The organism is Acidisoma sp. PAMC 29798 (genome assembly GCF_030252425.1).
GTDB classification, from domain to species: domain Bacteria; phylum Pseudomonadota; class Alphaproteobacteria; order Acetobacterales; family Acetobacteraceae; genus Acidisoma; species Acidisoma cladoniae.
Genome location: NZ_CP126994.1, coordinates 3,480,273 through 3,503,530, shown reverse-complemented (window position 1 = coordinate 3,503,530; position 23,258 = coordinate 3,480,273). Strand labels below are relative to the sequence as shown.

Genomic DNA, 23,258 nt, shown 5'->3' with positions numbered 1-23,258 from the left:
GTGGCGTTAGGCGGACTTGGCCGCGGCGTTCGTCACGTGCAAATCGATGGCGGCGATGGCGAGGAGTCGCCGCATGGCGCGGTCGGCGCGCGGTGCGTTGTGAAGCCGGATCGCTTCCATGACATCCCGATGGGCGGCAAAAACATCGTCACTCGAATTCGCTGTGGCGGTGGAGAGACGAAAGGCCGCCAGCAACACCGATGAGACGGTTCCGGCCCACTGCGCCAGGAACAGGTTTCCGCTCGCCTTCAACACGGCGACGTGGAAATCGAGGTCGGCTTGAACGCGGATGTTGATATCGTCCGCTCGCAGCATCCGATCGAAAGCCGCCTCGATGACCGCGAGTTGCTTGGCCGTCGCATTGCCGGCAGCGAGGGCGGCGGCCCCAGGTTCGATCAGCGCGCGGCATTCGAGCAGGCTGCGCAGCAGTTCCGCGTCAAGCTCCGGCCCGCACCAGGCCAGCACCTCGGGGTCCATCAGGTTCCAGTTGTCGCGCCCCCTGACGCGGGTCCCGGTGCGCGGCCGCACCTCGAGCAGCCCCTTCGCGCTCAGAACCTTGATCGCCTCCCGCAAGGCGGACCGGCTGACGCCCAGATCGTCGCTCAGCTGCACGGTATTGGGCAGGCTGTGCCCGGGGGCGAGATCACCGGATAGGATCCGGCGGCCAAGGGTCGCGACCACATCCTGATGCACGCGAGGGCGGCTGTTAATTCGGACTTGCACGAATGAATGATCCGACTATTGTGATGTGGTGAACCATAATACCTGCTGCCGAGCCATCGGGAAGCGGGAACTGGACGGAGGTTGAGCGGCACGGTGTCATTCTCTCCCGGCGAACTCCCTCAGACTATCGGCAGTATGTCATGAAGATCACCGGTATTCGCACCGTCGTCGTCAATGCCGAGATGCGGAATTGGATCTTTGTGCGCGTCGATACCGACCAGCCAGGGCTGTATGGCTGGGGGGAAGCGACGCTGGAGTGGAAGACCCGCGCTGTCGTCGGCGCGGTGGAGGATCTCGCCCCCCTGATCATGGGTCGGGACCCGCGTGACATCGAACAATTGCTGCGCATCATGCACAAGCACGGCTTCTGGCGCATCGGCGTCATCGGCACCAGTGCGGTGGCCGGAATCGAAGTCGCACTCTGGGATATTCTCGGCAAAAGCCTTGGTGTTCCGGTCTGGCGCCTGCTCGGCGGTAAGATGCGGGATCGTGTGCGCGTCTATACCCATCTCGGTCTCGGCCAGATCGATGCCGTGTACAACAGCATGTCCGTGGGTCCCTTGATCGAGCGTGCGCATCAAGTGCTCGCACGCGGCTATACCGCGATGAAGGTCGTGTTCATCCCCTATACCCATTACACCGCGCCACCGCGCGAGATCGACAATGTCGCGCGCATGATGAACGAATTGCGCGCGTCGGTCGGCAATGATGTCGAACTCATGGTCGATTTCCACGGCCGCTGTGCGTCCGTTGGGTCGGCGCTGCATTACATCGATGCGCTCGCCGAGGGCCGGCCCTTGTTCGTGGAGGAGCCTTTGCAGCCGCATGACACCGACGGCATGCGCATGCTGGCCGCGCGCACCCACGTGCCTCTGGCGGCGGGGGAGCGGCTGGTCGATCGTTGGGAATTCGCTCCCCTGTTTCGTGACAGATCGATCGACATCGCCCAGCCCGATCTTTGCCACGTCGGCGGCTTTACCGAGGCGCGCAAGATCGCCGCCATGGCCGAGGTCGCGGGCGTTGGCATTGCGCCCCATAATCCGCTCGGTCCTCTGGCCGGGGTCGCGGCGCTGCATTTTGATATTGCAACGCCGAACTTCGTGATTCAGGAGGAGATGACAGGTGCGGTGCCTTGGTATGGGGAAGTGTTGCAGGGGCCCATTCGTATGGTCGATGGGCATTGGCAGATCCCCGAGGCGCCAGGCCTCGGCATTGAAATCGATGAGGCGGTCGCTGCCCGCCATCCCTTCAAACAGGAGCTGTTGACCGCCACCGATGCGGTCTTGCCGGATGGCACCGTGGTGGATTGGTGATGACAGGTCGACTGGCAGGCAAGGTCGCTCTGGTTACCGGTGCCGGGCGCGGAATCGGTGCGGCGATCGCCGTCGCTTTCGCGCGGGAAGGGGCGGCCGTGGTCATTGCCGAGAAGGATGCCGCAACCGGCGAGGCGATGGCGGCGCGGTTGCGAGCCGACGGTGCGCAAGCGCTGTTCGTGGAAACCGACGTGTCCCAAGTCGACGCGGCGGAGCATGCGGTTGCGGCGACGATGGGTGGCTTTGGCGCCTTGGATATTCTGGTCAACAATGCCGGCATCAATGTCTTTCATGAGCCGCTGGACACGTCGGATGCCGAATGGCGGCGATGCTTCTCGGTCGATCTCGACGGGGTTTGGTATATGTGTCGCGCGGCCTTGCCAGCGATGCTGCGCCAGGGCGCCGGGGCGATCGTCAATATCGCCTCCAGCCATTCCAGCACGATCATTCCCGGCACCTTCCCCTATCCTGTGGCGAAGCATGGCCTGCTCGGCCTCACCCGCGCCCTAGGGATCGAATACGCGGCGCGGGGTGTGCGCGTGAATGCCATCGCACCCGGCTATATCGATACCGAAATTGCGCGTGACTATTGGGCGACATTCGCGGATCCCGCTGCCGAGCGTGCGCGGGCGGAGGCCTTGCATCCGCCGAAGCGGATCGGCCAGCCGGAGGAGGTGGCGATGACGGCGGTGTTTCTTGCGTCGGACGAGGCACCCTTCATCAACGCCGCCAGCATCGCTATCGATGGCGGTCGCTCGGTGTTGTATCATGAGTGACGGCGCGATTATTTCGATGTGCGTCAGCCAATTATCCGACTATTATACTGTCGTGATCTCATGAATAGCGTATGAGACCGCGAGCGCCTTACCGAGCTGCCAAGGCTTGGAACAACAACGGGGAAAATGTCCTATGAAGAAATTGATCGGTGCCGCCGTCGCCAGTGGAATTCTGACGAGTCTGGCAACGTTATCGATTGCGACCGCGGCGGACACCACGCCGCTGACCATCGCCTATATCCAGAAGCAGGGCGACCAGCAGTATTTCGTTGATGAGGCGACGGGCGCGAAGGATGAGGCCAAGGCCCTCGGCAATGTCAAAGTCGATGTCGTCAATGTTCAGATGGATGCGAATGCCGCCATCAGCGCCATGAACGTCATGGTCGGCCAGAAGGTCAATGGCATCGCGATCGTCGTGCCCGACCAGCAGATCGGCCCGCAGGTCATCGACATGGCGAATGGCGCGAGCATTCCGTTGGTCTCCTCGGATGATCCGATCAAAAGCGGTACCGGAAGCGTTGCGCCCTTCGTCGGTTTCGATGGCTATCAGATGGGCTACAAGGTCGGGCAGGCTGCCGGCATGTTCTACAAGACGGCAGGCTGGGCGCCGGATACCACGCGCGTCGCCGCCGCCTACGAACAGCAGCTTTCCGTCTGCGCCGATCGGCAGAAGGGTGAGGAAGAAGGTTTCGCGGCAGCGGCCGGAACCGTTCCGACGATCATCAAGATCGGCACGGATAATTCGGTCGTGGATGCTCAGAATCGCACCTCCGCCGTTGTGACCGCCAATCCGCAGATCAAGCATTGGGTTGTCTGGGGCTGCAACGATGAGAACGAGACTGGCGCCGTCACGGCGCTGACCAATGCCGGGATGACGCCGGATGGCATCATCGGCGTGGGCCTCGGTGCCTATCTCACCTGCAAGGATTGGCAGGCTGGCCAGACCAGCGGCAACAAGGCCGCACTGTTCATCAGTGGCCATGATGTCGGCAGCGCCGCCGTGAAGGCGCTGGTCGAGTCCATTCGCAACAAGACGCCGCTGCCTGCCAAGACGATCGCCACGACCACCATCGTGACGCCCGCGAATTGGAAGGCTGTCATGGGAAGCTGCAGCTGAGCCCTGCGATGACAGATGGCGTCGTGCTGCGCATGGAGGGGGTCGGCAAGCGCTTTGGCCCCGTTCAGGCGTTGCGCGGCGTGTCCCTTGCGGCGCGGCGCGGCGAAGTGCTGGCGCTGATGGGGGAAAACGGCGCCGGCAAGTCGACTTTGTTGCGGTTGATGAGCGGCGTGCATCAACCTGATGACGGCACCATCACGGTCGATGGCAAGGCGGTGGTGTTCGCGACACCATCGGCCGCGCGCGCCAGCGGTGTGCGCGTGGTGGTGCAGGAACCGGAAATCATTCCCGATGTCTCGGTCTCCGAGAATGTCTATGCCGGTGCCCTGCCCCGTCGCGGTCGCATCTTCGACCGTGCCGGTCTTCATGCGCAGGTCGGCAAGGATATCGCGCGCTACGGCTTCACTGGCGTCATCCGGCCGGAGCAGGCAGGCCGCACCCTGTCGCCCGCGCAACGCCAGATCGTGGAGATCCTGCGGGCGCTGACTGGCGGCGCGCGCATCATCGCCTTCGATGAGCCGACTTCGTCTCTGTCGGACCATGAGGTCGAATCGCTGTTCCGCTTGATCGCGCAACTCACGGCGGAGGGTATCGCGGTCATCTACGTCTCCCACCGCATGAAAGAGATCTTCCGCGTCGCCACGCGCATCTTGGTGTTGCGTGACGGTGCCTCGGTCGGCGAACGCATCGCGGCCGAGACGAATGACGGTGAGTTGGTACGCATGATGGTCGGGCGGGACCTGTCCGCGCTGTTTGCGCGCAGCCCGCGCACCATCGGTCGCACCGTGCTGCGCCTGCGCGATGTCACTACGGCAGACGTCTCCGGCATCAGCTTTGAGGTGCGGGCGGGGGAGGTGGTGGCCCTCGCCGGTCTTGTCGGCGCGGGGCGCACCGAACTGGCCCATGCCGTGATCGGCGATACGCCGATCCTGTCCGGCAGTGTGGAGGTGGAGGACAAGCCGCTGCATCTGCGCTCGCCGCGGGATGCGGTGCGGGCCGGCCTCGCCCTGGCACCGGAGGAGCGCAAGCAGCAGGCGCTGCTGATGAAGCGCTCGGTGCGGGACAATATTTGCCTCGCCGTGCTCAGCCGGCTGCAGAGATTCCATATCGTCAGTCGCGCAGAGGAATCGCGAATCGCCCGTCGCTATGTGCAGGAATTGCGTGTCCGCACACCGACGATCGAGCAGGAAGTCTCCACGCTGTCCGGCGGCAATCAGCAGAAGACGGTACTCGCGCGCTGGCTCGCCCGCCAGGCCAAGATGCTCATCCTCGATGAGCCGACACGCGGCGTCGATGTCGGCGCCAAGGCGGATATTTATGCCATCATCGACAAGCTCGCCGCCGAGGGCAGCGCCATCTTGGTGATCTCTTCGGAGCTGCCCGAGGTTCTGGGCCTCGCGGACCGCATCATTGTCATGCAGGGCGGCCGGATTACGGGTGAACTGTCCCGCGCCGAGGCCACGGAGGAAAAGATTCTGTCCCTCGCCATTCTGGAGGATGCTCCATGACGGAGTCTGCTGCCGGCACGATTGTCGCCGAACGACCCGCCTTCTTCCGCCGCGCGCTTGCCGCGATCGGCGTGCAGAATGTCAGCCTATTGCTGGCACTCGCGGCGCTGGTGATCTTTATTGGCGTTCAGAACAGCAACTTTTTCTACACCAGCAATATCGCGACGATCGGCACTACCGTCGCGATTGTCGGTGTCTTGGCGGTCGTGCAGACGGTTGTGATGCTGCTCGGTGGTCTCGACATTTCGGTGGGGTCGCAGGCGGGACTGACCTCCGTGGTGTCGGCCATGGTTTTCACGAGCACTGGCAGCGCGCTGGCAGGCATCGCGGCGGCCCTGGTGCTCGGGCTTTGCACGGGCCTGCTCAACGGTGTCGTCATCATCTACGGCCGCGTCAATGCCGTGATCGCGACCTTGGCGACCTTCGCCGCCTACCGGGGCGTCGCCAATCTGGTCTCCAACGGTCGCGCCCAGGGCTATACGGGCATCAACCATGTCTTCGTGTTTCTGGCGCGGGGCGACATTCTCGGCATTCCCGCACTGATCTGGATTCTTCTGCTCGTGGCGCTGTTGGTGCAGTTGATGCTGCATTACACGGATGTCGGGCGGAACATCTATGCCGTCGGCGGCAATGCGACGGCGGCGCGCCTCGCCGGCATTCCGCTCAATCGGTATATCATCGGCATCTATATGCTGGTGGGCGTGGTCGCGGCCCTCGCGGGCATTCTCTTGACGGCGCGCACCGGGTCCGGTCAGCCGACATCGGGCAGTCAGGGCCTGGAGCTGCAATCCATCACGGCAGCGGCGCTCGGCGGGGTATCGCTCCAGGGTGGTCGCGGGACCATTGTGGGCACAATCCTCGCCGTGATCCTGCTGGGCGTGTTGGAGAATGGCCTGATCATCCTCAACGTGAATTCCTTCTGGCAGGACATCGCGCAGGGCGGCTTGCTGGTCATTGCCGTCGTCATCCAGCAGCGCCGGGCTGCAGGGCGTGGCGTTGGATTACCGTGAGGGATTGGGCGGCTGGATCGACTGAGAATCAGGGCTGATGGCGAGGACATAGCGTGTCCCGTCATCGTAGATGGTCCTTTGCTTTGTCCGCAGCGTGAGCAACATGGCCTGCACCGAAGCGGTTCGCGTCTGTAACGTCTTCTGCCAATGGCTCGGGCCAGACAGGTGGCTCGTAAACCACAGGCCGAGCGCCACGGAATCACCCGCTTCGTTCCCGTAGGCATAGGCGAGGTAAGGGATTTTGAGGATGCTGAGATAACGCAGCCATGCCTCAGCCGTGTCCGTCGCGGGGACGCCGGGTGCAGGGCCGATCACCCCTGGATGATCCATCACCCAGATGGGATTACGTCGGAAGTTCAGCAGGAAGGGATCGTCCAGCCGGACGAGGATGCGCTTGCCTGGGGGTACCGCATTCTGAAGGGCGGCGATCTGCGCGGTGACGGCCGCGCGCTGATCGGGATCTGCAAGGTTGGCCAGCGCCTCGCCGCCATGCATGTCGTCCATAGAACCGGCATGGACCCATGAGAGCTGCCCGGACCGGACGGTCCCTGGCGCCGCCCGCACCAGGACCAGCACAAACAGAGCGACCGCCGCCATCAGCGCGACTCGCACGCCGCGTAGTGCGCTCTTAGGCAGGCTGTAATGAGAGCTCTCGACAAAGAGGAAGAGCGGGATTGTGGTGAGGCCGACGTAGCTGTAGCGGGTGGCGTAAAGCGTCAGTTTGAGTTGAGACAGGCCGATCGCCGCCAAGGCGAGCGTTGTAACTGCAACGAGAAAGATGCTGGTCGCCGGCCTTGCTTGGCGGGATGCCAATACCCAGTAGACCGACCCCACCGCCAGGGCGTAGCAGGCGCCCACCACAATCAAAGATCGCAGCAGAACAATGCGCGACGCGTAGCCGGCGACCTCCGCACCTGAGAGCGTGCCCAGGCCCAAGAACGGGTAGAGCGGCGTTCCGGCGATGCGGAAGCAGACCACCATCCACGGCACCATCAGAACCAGGCCGAACAAGGCCGTCAGCAGGGCCGTCTTGAACGCCGGCCAAGGCTTTCGGCCGATGACCAAGGTGAGGTAGAGGGCCGCGTAAACGGCGGCGGCGGGCGTGATATAGGTCGTTCGCAGGCAGGCAAGGCCGAACAGCAGCAGGCCAAACAGAAGATGGTCCGCCTGCAGGATCGTCTCTGCGCGGGAGAGCCCGAGTGCCATCTTCAGCGCGGCATAAAGCAATGCCATGGCGCAGATATCCGGCGTCAGGTTGACGACGGGCACGAAGGTCACGGCGATCAGGGCGAGGCCGAGGGAGAGCGCCATCAGCGAGGCTCCGCGCTGGCTGTCCTGGGCATGGCGACCGACGATGATGGCGAGCAGAAGGCTGCCGATACCGATGTCGACAATGCGGAGATGGGTGAAGTCCAAGAACGCCAAACCGATGGCAAAGAGATAGTGACTGCCGCCAAGCGCGGCTTCGATACGACGAAACAGGAACGGGTCCAGGCCTGTGCTGCCGGTTTGCAGGATACGCTCGGGCATCACGAGGTAGCCCTGCAAATCGTCCGGATTGCCGAAGTGCCAGGTGGCGATGCCGATGATGAGCAGCACATAGAGCATCAGCAAGACAGCGAGGATGGGTTTGTGCGTCAGCCTATTGAGATGAAATTGCTGTGGCCATCGGCGCAGGTCCCGCGCGGCGAGCGCGATACCGAGAAGCGTCACGACAAAAAAGAGCGCGACGCTCGCCAGTTGGCACAGTTCGATGAGGCCGCAGAACGCGAGGTAAGCGGCCAGCCCGAGGGCCCCTTTCGTCCCACCATCGAACCGGTTTGGTTGACCCGTCATGCGTGCCAGCAGCTGTCCGTAGCCGAAGAAGGCCAAGGTCAGAAGAAGCCCGATTGCGATGGCGTAAATCGTGGTCCATGCCATCGACACGAGCTGAGCTGCTGGATGGTGCTGCAATCCTAGCCGCCGCCGGCCGCGCCGGAGCCACTCATTGCAGCACCATCCCGCCGTCGATGAGAAGCACCTGGCCGGTCATGTAATCGGACTGTTCCGACCATAGGAATTTGACGGTGCCGACAACGTCTTTCGGATCCGCGACACGGCCGAGCAGGATCTGGCTGGCAAGAGAATTCATCGCCTCACCCGGCGCGGCGCTAGCCCCCATGGCATAGAGGTCCTTGTCGAGTTGTTCCCACAAGGGTGTCGCGACCACGCCCGGCGCAAAGGCGTTGACGGTGATGCCCTTCGGCGCCAGCGCGCGAGCGCCGGCCTGGGTAAGGCTGATCACGGCCGCCTTGCTGACGGAATAGGCGGCGAAATCGGCAAAGCCCGTGCGGCCCGCGATGGAGGCGGTGTTGATGATCTTGCCCTTGATGCCATCGGCAATCATCGCCTTGCCGGCTTCCTGAATGCCGATCAGCACACCGAGGGCATTGACCTCCAGAATGCCGTGCCAGGTCTTTTCGGTAATCTCCAGAAAGGGTTCAGGCTTGTTGAAGCCTGCATTGTTGATCATCACCCTCAGGCTGCCGAAGCGCGCCCGGCAGGCCTCGACGGCGGCCTTGACGCTGGCACGATCGGTGACGTCGACGCGGACGAAGACCGCTTCCCCGCCGCCTTCCGCCGTCAGCGCCGCCGCGGTCGCTTCACCGGCCGTCTGATCGACGTCGGCGATGATGACCCCAAAACCATCCGCCACCAGACCCGCCGCGATCTCTCGCCCGATACCGCGTGCGGCCCCTGTGACGATCGCCCCACCTCTTGCTTGGGTGTTCATTGTCTTCTCCGTGATATGAGCCCGCGAACCAGCGCTACGCCGGCTTCACGGGATGATGCGATTGGCCCGCAGATGATCGAACAACGAGAAGAAGCTGTCATCCGTCGGTTGATAGTCGAGGAAGCCGAGCTTCCGGCTTTTCGCCATATCCGTCACGACCTCGATCGGGCGGCCGAGATCGGCGTCGGTATGCCATGCAGACGCCAAGACGTTCAGATCGGGCTCCGCCAGGCCATACTTTTGGGCTATCCCCGCCCAGATCGGCGCCGCATCCGAGAGCTGATCTTCCAGCGGTGACAGATCATTCGGAAAAGGCGCGGCCTCGAGTCCAAACCATTCGGCGATCCGGGACCACATCCACTTCCAGCGGAAGACGTCTCCATTGACGATGTTGAAGGCCTGATTATGCGCGGCTTCGGTAGTCGCCGCCCATTCGAGCTGTCGCGCGAGAACGCGCGCATCCGTCATGTCCGTCAGGCTGTTCCACTGCATCGCGGAGCCGGGAAACACGAAGGGCCGACCCGTTTCGCGGCAGATGGTAGCATAGGTCGCAAGGGTCACGCCCATGTTCATGGCATTGCCGATGGCATAGCCAATGATGGTGTGGGGGCGATGGATGCTCCAGCCAAAGCCGTCCCGCGCAGCGGCGGCGAAGACCTCATCCTCCTGCGCGTAGTAGAAGTTCTCGATATCCAGCCGTGACTGCTCCTCACGGAACGGCGTGGCTGGCAGAACACCTTTGCCGTAAGCCTCGAATGGCCCGAGATAGTGCTTGAGGCCGGTGACGAGACCGACATGCCGCACCGATCCGCTGCGCGCGGTGGCGGTGAGAAGGTTCCGCACCATTCCAGCATTGACCTTGATGTTCTCGGCCTCGGTCGGCTGCCGCATCCAGGTGGCAATGAAAACATCGGTCACCGTGAGGCCCGCCAATGCAGTCTCCAGCGACGACGGGTCGAGCAGATCGGCCGCTACAGGCTGAAGGCCAGGGATGTCCTTGGGCGGCCGGCGCGCCAGGCCATGCACCGCCCAGCCCTTGTCCAGCAGGTGACGGGCAAGATTATTGCCGACAATGCCGCTTGCCCCGACAACGAGCGCTGTTCGGTCCATAGCAAAACTCCTTTTATGAGGCGAAGGTCTAGGGTCGGACGAGAATCTTGAGGTGCTGGCCCTGTGGATCGAGCAGCGCCTCGAACCCGCCCTGCACCACATCCTCGGCATCGATCGTCGCCGTCACCACACGCTCGACCGGGAAGATGCCGGCCGCGATCATGCGCGCGATGCGCGACCAACTCTGCACCGGATAGCACCAGGTGGCCTCGATACTGATATCCTTCAGCGCCCAGGTCATCGGCGTCACCGAAGCCGCCTTGATATGCAGTCCGGCCTGAACCACCACGCCCTGGCGGCGCACGGCATCGACACAGGCATTGAGGGACGCTTCGTTGCCGACGCATTCGATGGCGGTATCAACGCCGATGCCTTCTTCCGTGCGGCTGCGCACGAAGGCCGCGACATCCTGCTCTTTCGGATTAACGGCGATGACGCCGGGCACGATCTCCTGCGCCTTGGCCAGGCGCTTGGCATTCGTCTCGGCCACGAACAAGACGCTGGCACCAGCCGCGCGCGCGGCGAGCAGCGTCAAGGCACCGATCGGCCCGGCGCCGGAGACGAGCACTGAGGAACCAGCCGCCACGCGCCCGCGATCCACCGCATAAACCGCGACGGCCGCCGGCTCGATCAGGGCGGCCTGCGCATCGGTCAGGCTGTCGGGCACCGGAATGGCGTTGATGGCATCGACGATCGCCATCTGCCCCAAGCCGCCCCAGGCCCATGACAGGCCAACGACGCCGAGCCGGTCACTGAGATGGATCAGCCCGCGCTTGGCGAAATAGTCATCCACCGGCGCCATGAGAGGCTGGATGGAGACACGGTCGCCGGGCTTGAGGTTGGTGACGGCCTTGCCGACCTTCAGCACGCGGGCCGAAAATTCGTGGCCGAGGATCTGCGGCAGCACGGCCCCGGTCAGGCTGTTTGGCGTTTTCGGCGTGACGATGGGACCGGCGATATACTCGTGCAGATCGGTGCCGCAAATGCCGCAGAGCAAGGGCGCGACCAGGACCTGATCGTCACCCGGCTCGGCGGGATCGGCGACCTCTTCAACCCGGATGTCCCGTTTATCGTAGAAGCGAACGGCGCGCATGATGGTGATCTCCGATTGCAGCCAGGCTTAGTCGCGGTTGTCCATGCGCTTGAGGAAGGGATTGATCGAAACCTTCTCCCAAATGTTCGCGGCCTTGAAGGGGTCGTTGTCGTGAAAGGCCTGAGCCTCCGCCATGGTTTCGGCTTCGACGAGGAACAGGCTGCCGATCATCGTCTCCGTGCCCGGCGCGAGCAGAGGGCCGGAAATGACGATCTTCACAGACGGCGCCGACAGATAGGTCTTGTGGGCCTCGTAATGCGCCAAGCGGCGATCGACCGCGCCCGGATAGTCGAGGCAGTGGATGATGAAATGCATGGTCAGACTACTTTCGATGCGATGGTTCTATCGGGTGCGATAGCAGGCGGCCGCCAGGACGATGACGAGTCCCTTGAGGATGATCTGGAATTGGATCGGCAGCCCTACAAGAAGCACGATGTTGGACACCAAGACCAACACGGCCGCGCCCGCGAGCGCACCGGGCACGGTGCCGCGTCCGCCCGATAGCGCGAAACCACCGATGACGGCGGCGACGATGCTATCAAGCTCGAAGCCCTCGCCGACCGAATTGTCGACGATCTCCGAATAGCCGCCCAGCACGAGGCCCGCGATGGCGGCGAGAACGCCGGACGCGACATAGGCCCCGATGGTGATGCTAGTCACCCTGTAGCCCAGCAGACGGGCCGTTACGGGATTGCCGCCGGTGATATAGAGTTTCCGGCCAAGCACCGTGCGATGCACGACGATGCCGACAATCACCACGATGGGGATCAGAACCAGAAGGTTGACCGGCAGTTCATGCCAGCGGCCGGTGCCGATGACGCGAAAGAAAGGCGGCATGGCGCCGGTCGGCGCGCCATGCGTCCAGGCGAAGCGCAGGCCCTGGAGCACGATCATGCTCGCGAGTGTCGCAAGGAAGGGGGAGACCTGGCGCTTGGTGACCAGCAAACCGTTCACGACGCCCGTCAGGCCGCCGATGATGATGGCGACGACGATGGTCGGAAGCTCGGGATGGGCCGTACCGGCGAAGCTGGTGCCGACCACGGCCGCCGTCGCCATGACGGAGGAGACGGAGAGATCAAGGCCGCGCACCAAGATGACCAGGGACTGGCCAACCGCCACAAGCGCCAGCGGCACAAGCTGGATGACAAGATTGGACAGATTATCCGGGTGCAAAAACGACGGGGCGAGGATGCCGGCCAGAATGATGAAAAACACGAGGAAGACATAGATGCCCCAACGGCCGGCGAGGGCGCGAAGCTCCCCGCCATTGCGTTTGGAAACGGCATTCCGGGTGGTGGTCGGCAGCACCTGATCCATCGTCACGCCACCTTCTTGCGTTCGACGTAGGCAGAGACGGCGGCCATGATGATCAGGCCTTGGGCGATGAGCTGTATCTGCGTCGAAACATGCATGAAGTTCAACAGATTGTTCAGAACGGCCAGAAGATAAGCACCGAGCAGCGTGCCGATGACGCCACCGCGCCCACCGCTCAACAAGGTGCCACCGACCACGACGGGCGTGACCGATTGCAGCGTGTAATATTGGCCCGCATAGGGCTGGCCGGTGCCGAAGCGCGACACAAGGTAGATCGCCGTCAGGGCGCAGAAGAAGCCCGACAGGGCATAGACCAGCACCGTCACGCGCCGCACGGGCAGGCCCAGAAGAACGGCGGCAGCCGGCTCGTCCCCCACCGCATAGATGGCGCGGCCCGTCGCTGTCTTGCGCATCAAGACTGCCACGATGAGGTAGAGCACGATGGTGATCGTCGCGCCGACCGATATGTCATAAACGCGGCCATAGGCCAGCAAATCGAACCCATCCGGCGTGCCGCCGGCCGGCCCACGCGCATAGAGCAAGACCGCGCCTTGCAACACCGCGCCCATGCCGAGTGTCACGATCAGGGGATGGATTTTGAGGAAGACGACGCCAAGACCGTTGATGGCACCGATGACAAGGCCGAGCAGAATGATGCCGGCGCAGACCGGCAAGACCATCGACTGGTCACTGTTGATCAGGCCCGATGTCAGAGTCGACAGCAGGCTGATCATCGAACCCACGGACAGATCGATGCCCCCGGTCAGGATCGTCAATGTCTGTCCAAGCGAGACCAAAGCCAGATCGGTGGATTGCTCATAGATATTGAGGAAGTTCTCACCACGGGCAAAGCGGTCCGTGATGGTCGAGCCCACGACAATGAGCACGATGATGAACAAGACCACCAAGGCCAGTCGAACGGTATGGGAGGATGGCCGCAGGGCCGCGAACCGCGTCCCGCCCGTTTGGGTCGTGTTGCTCACATCGCCTCCTTATTCGGCCGCGAGGGCGTGATGGGTCGCAAGTTCCATCACTGCTTCCTCCGTCATGTCCTGGCCTTGGAGCAAGCCACTGATCCGGCCCTCCCGCATGACATAAACTCGGTCGGACATGCCGATCACTTCCGGCAATTCGGAACTGATCATGAGGATGGCGATCCCACGCGCCGCCAGGTCGCGCATAATGCGATAGATTTCCGTGCGTGCGCCCACATCGACGCCACGCGTCGGCTCATCCAGGATGAGAACGCGGTGGCAGGTGCGTGCCCGCCCGACATTGTCGCCACGGGATTGGACGGGCCACGGCAGGCGATGCGGTAATTGGCGATATCCTCCTCCGACATCGCCGCTTCCTTTGCGCGGTCAAGGAAAGGGCCACGCCGGAGGCTATCGAGGGACGAGGCGGTGATATTGGCGCCGACGTCCAAAAGCATGGCGAGACCTTCGCTCTTGCGATCTTCCGTGACGAAACCGATGCCCATCGCGATGGCGATGGCCGGGGTCATGCTGGTGAAGGTGCGTCCGCCGACCGTAACCGACCCGGCTTCCATCTTCGTGCCGCCAAAGATCGCCATGGCGAGTTCGGACCGGCCAGCGCCGACAAGGCCCGCGAGGCCGGTGATGACGCCCGCCTGGAGCTTGAGGCCCGCGCCGCGCACGCGCGGTGCGACAACGATACCCTCCGCGCTCAAAACCTCCGTCTCGTCCCTCTGCGCCGCCGTGGGCGAAAGCTTCGGTGGAAAGAGATGGCTGAGATCGCGGCCGACCATCATGGTGATGAGGTCTTGCCGCGTCACTTCGGACACTGGCTTGCTGCCGACGAGGCGACCATCCTTCACCACGGTCAGCCGGTCGCAGAGCTGGAATATCTCCTCCAATCGGTGGGAGATGTAGATGATGGCGACGCCTTCATCGCGCAGCCGGCGCAGCCGCTCGAACAGCAGCACCACCTCCTGCCCTGCGATTACCGCCGTCGGTTCATCGAGAATGAGAACCTTTGGCCGATGGACAAGCGCCTTGGCGATTTCGACCATCTGCTGATCGGCCACCGTCAGGCTATCGATCAAGCGTCGTGGGTCGATCGAAACGCCCATGCGGCCGAGCACCTCGCGCGCGGCGGTGACCGCGCGGCGCCCATCGAGAAAGCCGATCCGGCTGCGTGGAGCTTGGCCGATAAAGATGTTCTCCGCCACCGTAAGGTGCGGAAACAACACGAATTCCTGGTAGATGACATGGATGCCGGCGACCTTCGCATCCGCCGGCCCACGCCATTTGACAACACGACCATCGAGCCTGATCTCGCCTTCATCGGGGGGTTGTACCCCCGCGATGATCTTGGTCAGGGTCGATTTGCCGGCGCCGTTCTCTCCAACCAAGGCATGAATTTCCCCAGCGGCCACCTCCAACGAAAGATCGGAGAGCGCTTGGACGCCAGGGAAACGCTTGCTGATGCCGGTGACGGAGAGCACGCGAACCTCCCAGCTCTAGTGCGGATACTGAATATGCGCTGTCGCTGGGTTGTAGGTTGGCCCGAGGTCGTTGGTGATCAGCAGATCGGGCGGGCCGTTCGGCACCACCATATCCTTGATCGCGCGATCGGCGTGAACCGAGGGTGTTTCGTCACCATCTGTCAGGCCGATCTGGGAATTCACCGTCACCACACAAGGAACGGTCGTGCCGGACAGCACCTTGATCGCCACGTCGATGGCGAGGCGGCCCTGGGCCGGTGGGTCGCCGATCTCCAGCATGGGCACATGATATTTCAGGGCGTCCTGCAAGGCGCCATTGATATCGGCGGTGGTATGCATCGGGATTTCACCCGGCTTGAAACCGGCTTCGACAAAGGCCTCGATCGAGCCCGGAACCTGCAAACCATGCGCAGACCAGACCGCATCGATCTTGTGGCCGTATTTGGCAATGACGGCCTGCATCACCTGCTTGGCCTTCACCGGGCTCCAATCGGAATAGACTGTGTCGAGAATATGGATGTCCGGATACTGGGCGAAGATTTCCTTCGCCGGGCCCATGCGATTCTCATTCGGGCTCGATCCTGCCTGGCCGCCGAGCAACACGATATTGCCGTGGCCATGCAGCTTCTCCACGATCCACTGCGCCCACAGCCGCCCCATCATCGGATCGGATGCGTTCACATAGGTCACGAAGTTGTCGGAGGAGATGCGGCGATCGAGCATGATGACCGGAATGCCCTTGCGCATGGCGCGCGTCACCACGGGGTCGAGCGCTTTTTCAGTATTCGCGCTGACGATGAGAAGATCGACGCCCTGGGACACCAAGTCCTGCACATCGGACACTTGCTTTGAGTCATCATGCCCGGCATCGGTGATGATCAGTTTGGCAATCTTGTCCTTGTGATCCTCGGCACCTTGCTTGATTTCATCGAGCATCACGACGCGCCAACTGTCACCCAGGCCGGCATTCGAGAAGCCGATCGTATACGGCGGCGCTTTCTTGTATTTCGCCGTATCGCGCAGACAGGTCGTCAGGGCCGGATTGAAGAGCATGGTGCGCGGCGCGCCGGTGTAACCATCGGCGAAAGCGGGCACACTGAGGGTGCTTAAGGCAACCATGCCAAATAGCACGGACTTGAGGCTGTTCCGCATTACGTCCTCCCTTTTACCAGCCATCCAATGCAGCTGGTTCTTGTTGATTCAAGTGTATGAAGCCCCCGGAAAATGAAAACTGCGATTTTGTCCAATTTGGATATTTTGACTCTCGCCATGGGTGCGCCTGGGGGTAGACTTGGCGTAAGAGTTGGAACGCGGCGCCATTGTGCAACCGCGAACAAGACTGACCGATAAAGGGCTGGAGGAAGCACCGATGTTCAGGCCGTTCGCCTATGAGGCGCTACCGATGCGCGTCATCTTCGAGGAAGGTGCCGTCTCGCACGTGGCCGCCGAAGCTGATCGGCTTGGCATGAAACGGGCGTTGGTGCTGTCAACGCCCGAACAGGTTTCCCAGGCCAATACCATCGCCGCCTTGCTCGGCTCGGTGAGCGTGGGGGTGTTTTCACGGGCTACGATGCACACGCCCAATGACGTGACCGAAGCGGCCCTGGAACTCGTGCGGTCGGCGGCGGTCGATGGCGTCGTCTCAATCGGTGGCGGCTCCACCATCGGCCTCGGCAAGGCCATCGCCCTGCGCACCGATCTGCCGCAGATCGTCATTCCCACCACCTATGCGGGCTCGGAAATGACGCCCATCCTCGGCGAAACGCGCGACGGCGAGAAGGTCACGCAGCGAACCCTCAAGGTTCTACCCGAAACGACGCTGTATGACGTCACGCTGACGCTGAGCCTTCCCGTCAGTCTCAGTGCCACGAGTGGCATGAACGCCATCGCCCATGCAGTGGAAGGGCTCTATGCCGAGGCCGGCAACCCGATCATCTCCCTGATGGCGGAAGAGGCGATCGCGGCTCTTGCAAGCGCTCTGCCCATCATCGTCAAAAACCCCCGTGACATCGAAGCGCGGTCGAAGGCGCAGTATGGTGCCTGGCTTTGCGGTGTGGTGCTCGGCAGTGTGGGCATGGCGCTGCATCACAAGCTTTGCCATGTGCTCGGCGGGTCCTTCGGCCTTCCCCATGCCGAAACCCATACGGTTATTCTGCCGCATGCGGTGGCCTATAATGCCGCAGCTGCACCGGAAGCGATGAGCCGTGTGGCACGCGCCCTCGGTGTATCGGACGCGGCAGGCGGCCTCTACGATCTTGCGAATACGCTCGGCGCGCCGATCACTTTGGCACAGCTCGGCATGAAGGAAAGCGACCTCGATCGGGCGGCGGATCTCGCGACCGCACGGCCCTATCCCAATCCGAGGCCGCTGGAGCGCGGCGCCATTCGCGGTTTGCTCGACGATGCCTTTCATGGCACGCGTCCGCATACCGTCAGCCAGCGGGGCGTCGCCGCATGAGAGCGCTCGACCGCGACTTTACCGAAGAGACCGCCACCGACATCGTGCTCGGCCGCAACGAGGCGTGCTCGCTGCCTCGCCTCACGCAGATTATGGCGGTGCTGGTGCCTCATCTGCATGCGGTGGTGCGCGAGCTTGATCTCACATCGGCGGAATGGATGGCCGCCATCGCCTTCCTCACCGCCACGGGCCAGATCTCCAGCGATCGGCGGCAGGAGTTCATTCTGCTGTCCGATACGCTCGGTGTGTCGATGCTCGTCGATGCTATCAACAATCGCAAGCTCGATGACGTGACACCGTCAACCGTTCTTGGCCCCTTCCATGTCGATGGTGCGCCCGAAATGGACATGGGCGGCACCATCTCCCTCGACGGTCGTGGGGAGCCTCTGCTGGTCGAAGGCCGCGTGCTCGATGAGCGGGGCGTGCCGATCGAAGGCGCGGTCCTCGATATTTGGCAGACGTCGGAAGATGGTTTCTACGATACGCAGGATCCCAGCCAGCCGGACATGAATCTGCGCGGTGTGTTCCGCACCGGTGCGGACGGACACTTCTGGTTTCGCACCATCGTTCCCGCGTCCTATCCAATTCCGAATGATGGGCCGGTGGGCAAGATGCTCGCGGCTTTGGGGCGTCATCCCATGCGACCGGCGCATATCCACTTCATCGTCTCGGCCCAGGGCTATGACGCGTTGACGACACATGTCTTCCTCGCGGGCGACCCCTATCTCAGCAGTGACGCCGTGTTCGGCGTCAAGGAGGCGCTGATTCGCGACGTTCTCACCTCGACCGATGCCGAACGGGCCGCCGCGCGGGGTATGCAGGCGCCGTTCAAGTATCTCGATACCGACATCCGGCTGCAGCACGAAGCCGCAACGCTTTCGCAAGGACCGCAAGAATGACCGACGCGCGAGCGGACAACCCGCGCCTCGGCTGGATCGGCCTGGGGAAAATGGGCGCGCCGATGTGCCTGCATCTCATCAAGGCCGGACATGCTGTCGATGTTTTCGACACCATGGCGAGCGCGATGCTGCAGGCCGGGGCGGAAGGCGGCGCCATTGCGGCCTCGGCCCGCCATGTAGTGCAGTCGGCGGAGATCATCTTCATCTCCATGCCCCATGATGCGGCGCTGAGCGGGCTGATCCTCGGCGCGCAGGGCATCCTCTCCAGCCTGCGTCGTGGACAGATCATCGTCGAGACCAGCACCGTGTCTCCCGCCATGTCGGAAGAGGTCGCCAAAGCGCTCACGGGTGCCGGTGTCGAGTATCTGCGGGCGCCGATCTCCGGCAGCACAGCGACGGCGGTCACGGCCAAGCTCACGGTTCTCGCCTCGGGACCGGAAGCGGCGTATCGCCGCATTGAGCCTTTGCTGGAGGCTTTCTCCACACGCCGCTTCTATCTCGGCGCCGGCGAAGAGGCGCGCTATCTCAAGCTCGCCATCAACATGCTTGTGGGATCCACCTCGGCGATCCTGGCGGAGGCATTGACCTTCGGGCGCAAGGGCAATCTCGATATCGCGCAGATGCTGGAGGTCATCGGCGAAAGCGCCGTCGCGTCCCCGCTCATCGCCTATAAGCGTGACATGCTGTCACGCCGCGATTTCACGCCCGCCTTCACGGTCACGCAGATGATCAAGGACTTCGACCTCGTCCTCGACACCGCGCGCATGCAGCATATCCCGGTCTATCTCGTGGCCTTGATCCGGCAACAATACGAAGCGGCCTATGCTCAGGGCGCGGGGGAACAGGACTTCTTTGTATTGCTGGAGCAATATGAGGCATCGGCCGGATTGTCTGCCCCCTTACTGTCCTCAGCAGCCGACTGAAACAGGCGATGGGCCGCGCCCGCACCAACGCGCTGGAGACAATCCGGATCCTGGAATTCCTCGACCATATCCGCACGCCTTGGACGACGCTCTTTCCCTACGGCGATCCTGAACTTGTCTGGCGTATCGTCAATCACCTCATTCGCGGCACCCTGCGCGGCGAGGTGGTGACGATTTCCGCTCTCGCCCAGGCCGGCTATGCACCCTACACGACGGCGCAACGCAAGGTGGAGGAACTCATCGGCGCCGGCCTGATTCTGAAGACTCCGCGCGGCAATACCGGGCGGTCTTTTGCCTTGGAGCCGAGCCCGACGCTCACGACCGCCTTCGAAACCTATATGCGGGAGGTCAAGGGGCTGCTGGCCCGGACCTTCGGTAATCGCGAAAAGACCGAGGAGGCGGACAGCTACTATTTCGGCGGGATGCCGTCTGGCGAAATCATGGGGCCGCCCCTCAGGTTGCTGCAACAACAGGGCCGCCGCCTGGACCTACGCTTCCTGATGGCGGAAGACAATTACTTCATCGCTCTGCAAAACATGTGGTCCGACCTAAGGACGAGTTTCGGATCCCGCCGCGACTTCGAACTGGTGCGCCTGCCGCAACTGTATCGACTGGCAATGGCCAATGCCGCGCGATCCGTTTCCGAATACGATGTCATCGCCGTCAATTTTCCCTGGGTTGGGGAATTCGCCAGCCGCGGTCTCATCAGACCGATTGGGGAAGAACTCGCCACCGCCGGCATCAAGCCCGATGATTTTCATCACCAGTTCTGGCCGGGCGGGCAATGGCACGGAAAGCAATACGGTGTGCCCATCTATTGCACGATCGAGACTCTGGCCATTCGCCGCGATCTGTTTCAGGCCGCCGGTCTGCAAGCGCCGAGGACCTTCGACGAAGTCATCGCAGCCGGCCGTTCCCTCCATGCGCCGGCGCTGGGGCGGTACGGCATTGCCTGGAATGCGGCGCGGGGCATGCCGATCGCGTCAAGCTTTCTGTTCTTTCTGAGTTGCTGCGGCGCCTATCTCGTCAGCCGCGGCGCCGAAGGTGCGGAAGCGAGACCGATCGTTCCTATCAAGCAGGGCCTGCGAGTTCTCAATTATATGCACCGACTGACTGAGATTTCTCCGCCTGATGTGACGGAACTCGATTGGGAATCGAGTCTGGAGACGTTCTTAGATGGCCATGCCGCCATGTCCTACTGCTGGAGCATGCGGGCGACGCGATTCGAATACGACACGCGTTCCCGTGTGCGCAGGCAGGTCGATTACCTCCCGCATCCCGCAGGGCCTGAAGGCGCCAGCGTAGCACCTGTGGGCGGGTTCGTGCTCGCGATACCGGCCAATCTTCCGAGCTCACGCGTGCAAACGGCGGTGGATGCCATCGCCTGGATGCACTCGCCTGATGCCGTCAGAAGCCATGTCAAAAGCGGATTTCCGATCCTGCCGCGTTTCAGCCTCGCGTCCGATCCCGAAATGCAGCAAAGCTCGCCGATCGTTCATTTTGTCGAGCGTGTCGCACAGCTCAATCTGCTCGACACGTGGCAGCGGCCGCCAATTCCCGAATACCCCGCTGTCGAGCGTATTCTAGGGGATGAGGTTCATGATGCCCTGACGGGCCGGAAAACTGATGTCGAGGCATTGTTGGCAGCGCAACAGGCCATTGACGCGCTTTACACGTCCAATCGTGAGGCGCTCCTCGAAAGACTCTAAAATCTTAGGGAGAGAATAAAGATGACAACCATAAAGGTTGCGCTTGTTGGCCTCGGTTGGTGGGGTCGGAAGATGGTCGATACCATGGCCGCGCATGGCGATGTCCTTCGCATTACCCGCGCCGTTGACCCGGCAATCGATGCGGCGCGGGAGTTTGCAGCGGCGCGCAACCTGCCGTTGGGCGACAGTCTGGCCGAGGCCCTCGCAGATCCCGATATCGATGCCGTGATCCTCGCGACACCGCATGCCTTTCACGAGCAGCAGATCGCCCAATCCGTCGCGGCCGGCAAGCATGTTTTCTGCGAAAAGCCGCTCGCCCTCACGGGCGCGGGTGCTGCACAGGCCGTGACGCTCTGCCGCGACGCAGGTCTCGTTCTTGGCATGGGGCATGAACGGCGCTTCGAACCGCCGATGGCGCAATTGCTTGCGGATGCCGCCGCCGGCAAACTTGGCCGTCTGTTGCAGATCGAGGCGAATTTCAGCCACGACAAATTCCTCAGCCTCGACCCCACCAATTGGCGTCTCAAGCCAGACCAGGCGCCGGCCGGCGGCATGACCGCGACCGGCATCCACCTCACCGATCTCGCGATACGCCTGATGGGTGCGGCGTCGGATGTCACGGTCACCTGCGAGACCCTTGCCTCCGACCTGCCCTCCGGTGATACGATGAGCGCCTATATCCGTTTTATCGGCGGCGGCACCGCCTATATCTCCGCGACCTTGGCGACGCCCTTCATCTCCCGTTTCGCGGTTTATGGCACCAAGGGTTGGGTCGAAATCCGCGACCGAGCCCATGTCGAGGCGCCGGAGGGTTGGGTTGTCATCAAGGGCGACGTGTCCGGTCCGATTGTGACGACGGAGGTCGGCCCATCCGAGGCGGTGGTCGCCAATCTCGAAGCCTTCGGCAGAGCCGTGGCAGGGATTGCAGACTACCCCATCACGGGCGAGGAGATGATCGCGAATATCACATTGCTGGAAACGATCGTGCGTGCCGCCAAGTCGGGCAAGGTTGAAGCCGTCGAAAAGGTCGTGCTGAGAGGCCCTATCACCGTGCAGGAGACGGTGTGATGAGGGCCCTTAGTTTTGCGGCACCCGACCGGCCTGAGTTGCGCGACGTCGATATGCCGACGATCACGCCGAACGAAATTCTCGTGCGCATGAAAGCCGTCGGCATCTGTCACTCCGATTATGAACTGCTCGGTGGGCGCTACATCATTCCCATTTCCTACCCGGTGACGCCGGGTCATGAGTGGTGCGGTGAGATCGTGGACGTGGGTCGCGATGTGCGCGGCTTCGCGGTCGGGGAAAGGGTGGTCGGCGAATGCGTCGTGCGGCTCCCCGATCGGGTCCACCACTTCGGCTTTTCCCTGGACGGCGCCGACCGCGAGTTCTTCACGGTGCGACCGGAATGGCTGCATAAGCTGCCCGATAGCATCGATGACCTGGCAGCCTCATTGATCGAGCCCTTCACCTGCGGCTTCTACGGCGTCCAGCGCCTGGGTGGCACGAATGCGAGTGAGACGGTCGTCGTCTCCGGCGGCGGCACTATCGGCCTTGTTTCGGCCGCCGCCGCCATAGGCATGGGTGCGCGCGTCATCGTTATCGATCCCATCGCACATCGCAGGGCGGCGGCTCTCAAACTCGGTGCGGATACGGTGATCGATCCCGCCACGGAAAACGCCGTGGAACGCGTCATGGAACTGACCGGCAAAGGCGCCGATCTCGTCATCGAAGCCGCCGGCCATGATCGCTCACTCGGCGTGGTCTTCGATCTCGTCCGGGAAGAAGGGCGCGTGGCGATGATCGGCATCAATATCGGTCGTGAGGTTTCCTCTCATCTCGGGAATATCCAGATGCGCAACCTCACCGTCATGGGCTGTATCGGTTCGCCGGGCGTCTGGCCGGCCGCGATCCGTTTCCTGGAACGCACCCGCCTCGATCTGTCGCCGATCCGCACCCATAGTTTTGCACTCGAAGATGCCGTTGCAGCCTTTGAACTCGGCAAGCAGGCCGACCGTTGCATCAAGGTCACGCTCCTCAACGCCTAACAGGACGGAGAAAACAG

General features: G+C 62.7%; 22 protein-coding genes. 11 read left to right on the top strand and 11 right to left on the bottom strand.

Going from position 1 to position 23,258, the window contains the following annotated elements; all coding sequences use genetic code 11:
* Positions 1–6 precede the first annotated feature (6 nt).
* Positions 7–723, bottom strand: coding sequence for a FadR/GntR family transcriptional regulator (locus tag QP803_RS16890; protein WP_284944639.1), 717 nt, complete (start codon positions 721–723; stop codon positions 7–9).
* A 140-nt stretch (positions 724–863) separates the two neighbouring features.
* Between QP803_RS16890 and dgoD the strand changes: the two genes are divergently transcribed.
* From dgoD to QP803_RS16865, 5 genes are all read left to right on the top strand, one after another.
* On the top strand, positions 864–2,036 hold the full coding sequence (gene dgoD, locus QP803_RS16885; protein WP_284944638.1) for a galactonate dehydratase: 1,173 nt from the start codon (positions 864–866) through the stop codon (positions 2,034–2,036).
* Positions 2,036–2,812: an SDR family oxidoreductase gene (locus QP803_RS16880; protein ID WP_284944637.1), complete on the top strand. Its 777-nt coding sequence runs from the start codon at positions 2,036–2,038 to the stop codon at positions 2,810–2,812. The genes dgoD and QP803_RS16880 overlap by 1 nt, the downstream gene beginning before the upstream one ends.
* A gap of 133 nt (positions 2,813–2,945) precedes the next feature.
* Positions 2,946–3,929, top strand: a complete 984-nt coding sequence (locus QP803_RS16875; RefSeq protein ID WP_284944636.1) for a substrate-binding domain-containing protein — start codon at positions 2,946–2,948, stop codon at positions 3,927–3,929.
* Positions 3,930–3,937: 8 nt separating this feature from the next.
* A complete protein-coding gene (locus QP803_RS16870) occupies positions 3,938–5,437 on the top strand; it encodes a sugar ABC transporter ATP-binding protein (RefSeq protein ID WP_284944635.1) in 1,500 nt (499 codons plus the stop codon).
* Positions 5,434–6,447 carry an ABC transporter permease gene (locus tag QP803_RS16865; RefSeq protein WP_284944634.1) on the top strand — a complete coding sequence of 338 codons (1,014 nt, stop codon included), beginning with the start codon at positions 5,434–5,436 and terminating at the stop codon, positions 6,445–6,447. Before QP803_RS16870 ends, QP803_RS16865 begins: the two co-directional genes overlap by 4 nt.
* On the opposite strand, the gene QP803_RS16860 is transcribed toward QP803_RS16865, so the two are convergent.
* Genes QP803_RS16860 through QP803_RS16815 form a run of 10 tightly spaced genes read right to left on the bottom strand, consistent with a single transcriptional unit; the run spans position 6,439 to position 16,356 of the window.
* Entirely contained in the window at positions 6,439–8,373 is a 1,935-nt protein-coding gene (locus tag QP803_RS16860) for a hypothetical protein (RefSeq protein WP_284944633.1), read from the bottom strand. The genes QP803_RS16865 and QP803_RS16860 overlap by 9 nt on opposite strands.
* Before the next feature lie 58 nt (positions 8,374–8,431).
* On the bottom strand, positions 8,432–9,220 hold the full coding sequence (locus QP803_RS16855; protein WP_284944632.1) for an SDR family oxidoreductase: 789 nt from the start codon (positions 9,218–9,220) through the stop codon (positions 8,432–8,434).
* A gap of 45 nt (positions 9,221–9,265) precedes the next feature.
* A complete protein-coding gene (locus QP803_RS16850; protein WP_284944631.1) occupies positions 9,266–10,330 on the bottom strand; it encodes an SDR family oxidoreductase in 1,065 nt (354 codons plus the stop codon).
* Positions 10,331–10,358: 28 nt separating this feature from the next.
* A complete protein-coding gene (locus QP803_RS16845) occupies positions 10,359–11,423 on the bottom strand; it encodes a zinc-binding dehydrogenase (RefSeq protein ID WP_284944630.1) in 1,065 nt (354 codons plus the stop codon).
* Between the two features lie 27 nt (positions 11,424–11,450).
* The gene (locus QP803_RS16840) at positions 11,451–11,738 is read right to left on the bottom strand and encodes a YciI family protein (protein WP_284944629.1); all 288 of its coding nucleotides are present in this window, start codon (positions 11,736–11,738) and stop codon (positions 11,451–11,453) included.
* 27 nt (positions 11,739–11,765) lie between these two features.
* Positions 11,766–12,740: an ABC transporter permease gene (locus QP803_RS16835; protein WP_284947940.1), complete on the bottom strand. Its 975-nt coding sequence runs from the start codon at positions 12,738–12,740 to the stop codon at positions 11,766–11,768.
* Positions 12,741–12,742: 2 nt separating this feature from the next.
* Positions 12,743–13,720: an ABC transporter permease gene (locus QP803_RS16830; RefSeq protein ID WP_284944628.1), complete on the bottom strand. Its 978-nt coding sequence runs from the start codon at positions 13,718–13,720 to the stop codon at positions 12,743–12,745.
* Between the two features lie 9 nt (positions 13,721–13,729).
* Positions 13,730–13,882, bottom strand: a complete 153-nt coding sequence (locus QP803_RS16825) for a hypothetical protein (RefSeq protein ID WP_284944627.1) — start codon at positions 13,880–13,882, stop codon at positions 13,730–13,732.
* The gene (locus QP803_RS16820; protein WP_284944626.1) at positions 13,879–15,204 is read right to left on the bottom strand and encodes a sugar ABC transporter ATP-binding protein; all 1,326 of its coding nucleotides are present in this window, start codon (positions 15,202–15,204) and stop codon (positions 13,879–13,881) included. The genes QP803_RS16825 and QP803_RS16820 overlap by 4 nt, the downstream gene beginning before the upstream one ends.
* Before the next feature lie 15 nt (positions 15,205–15,219).
* On the bottom strand, positions 15,220–16,356 hold the full coding sequence (locus QP803_RS16815) for an ABC transporter substrate-binding protein (RefSeq protein ID WP_284944625.1): 1,137 nt from the start codon (positions 16,354–16,356) through the stop codon (positions 15,220–15,222).
* Positions 16,357–16,573: 217 nt separating this feature from the next.
* Between QP803_RS16815 and QP803_RS16810 the strand changes: the two genes are divergently transcribed.
* From QP803_RS16810 to QP803_RS16785, 6 genes are read left to right on the top strand one after another with little or no spacing between them, the layout of a single operon-like run.
* Entirely contained in the window at positions 16,574–17,662 is a 1,089-nt protein-coding gene (locus QP803_RS16810; protein WP_284944624.1) for a maleylacetate reductase, read from the top strand.
* The gene (locus QP803_RS16805; protein WP_284944623.1) at positions 17,659–18,561 is read left to right on the top strand and encodes an intradiol ring-cleavage dioxygenase; all 903 of its coding nucleotides are present in this window, start codon (positions 17,659–17,661) and stop codon (positions 18,559–18,561) included. The genes QP803_RS16810 and QP803_RS16805 overlap by 4 nt, the downstream gene beginning before the upstream one ends.
* Entirely contained in the window at positions 18,558–19,484 is a 927-nt protein-coding gene (locus QP803_RS16800) for an NAD(P)-dependent oxidoreductase (RefSeq protein WP_284944622.1), read from the top strand. The genes QP803_RS16805 and QP803_RS16800 overlap by 4 nt, the downstream gene beginning before the upstream one ends.
* Before the next feature lie 8 nt (positions 19,485–19,492).
* Entirely contained in the window at positions 19,493–21,193 is a 1,701-nt protein-coding gene (locus QP803_RS16795; protein ID WP_284944621.1) for an extracellular solute-binding protein, read from the top strand.
* A 21-nt stretch (positions 21,194–21,214) separates the two neighbouring features.
* Positions 21,215–22,261: a Gfo/Idh/MocA family protein gene (locus tag QP803_RS16790; protein ID WP_284944620.1), complete on the top strand. Its 1,047-nt coding sequence runs from the start codon at positions 21,215–21,217 to the stop codon at positions 22,259–22,261.
* Positions 22,261–23,241: a zinc-dependent alcohol dehydrogenase gene (locus QP803_RS16785; RefSeq protein ID WP_284944619.1), complete on the top strand. Its 981-nt coding sequence runs from the start codon at positions 22,261–22,263 to the stop codon at positions 23,239–23,241. The genes QP803_RS16790 and QP803_RS16785 overlap by 1 nt, the downstream gene beginning before the upstream one ends.
* The last annotated feature ends 17 nt before the right edge of the window (positions 23,242–23,258 follow it).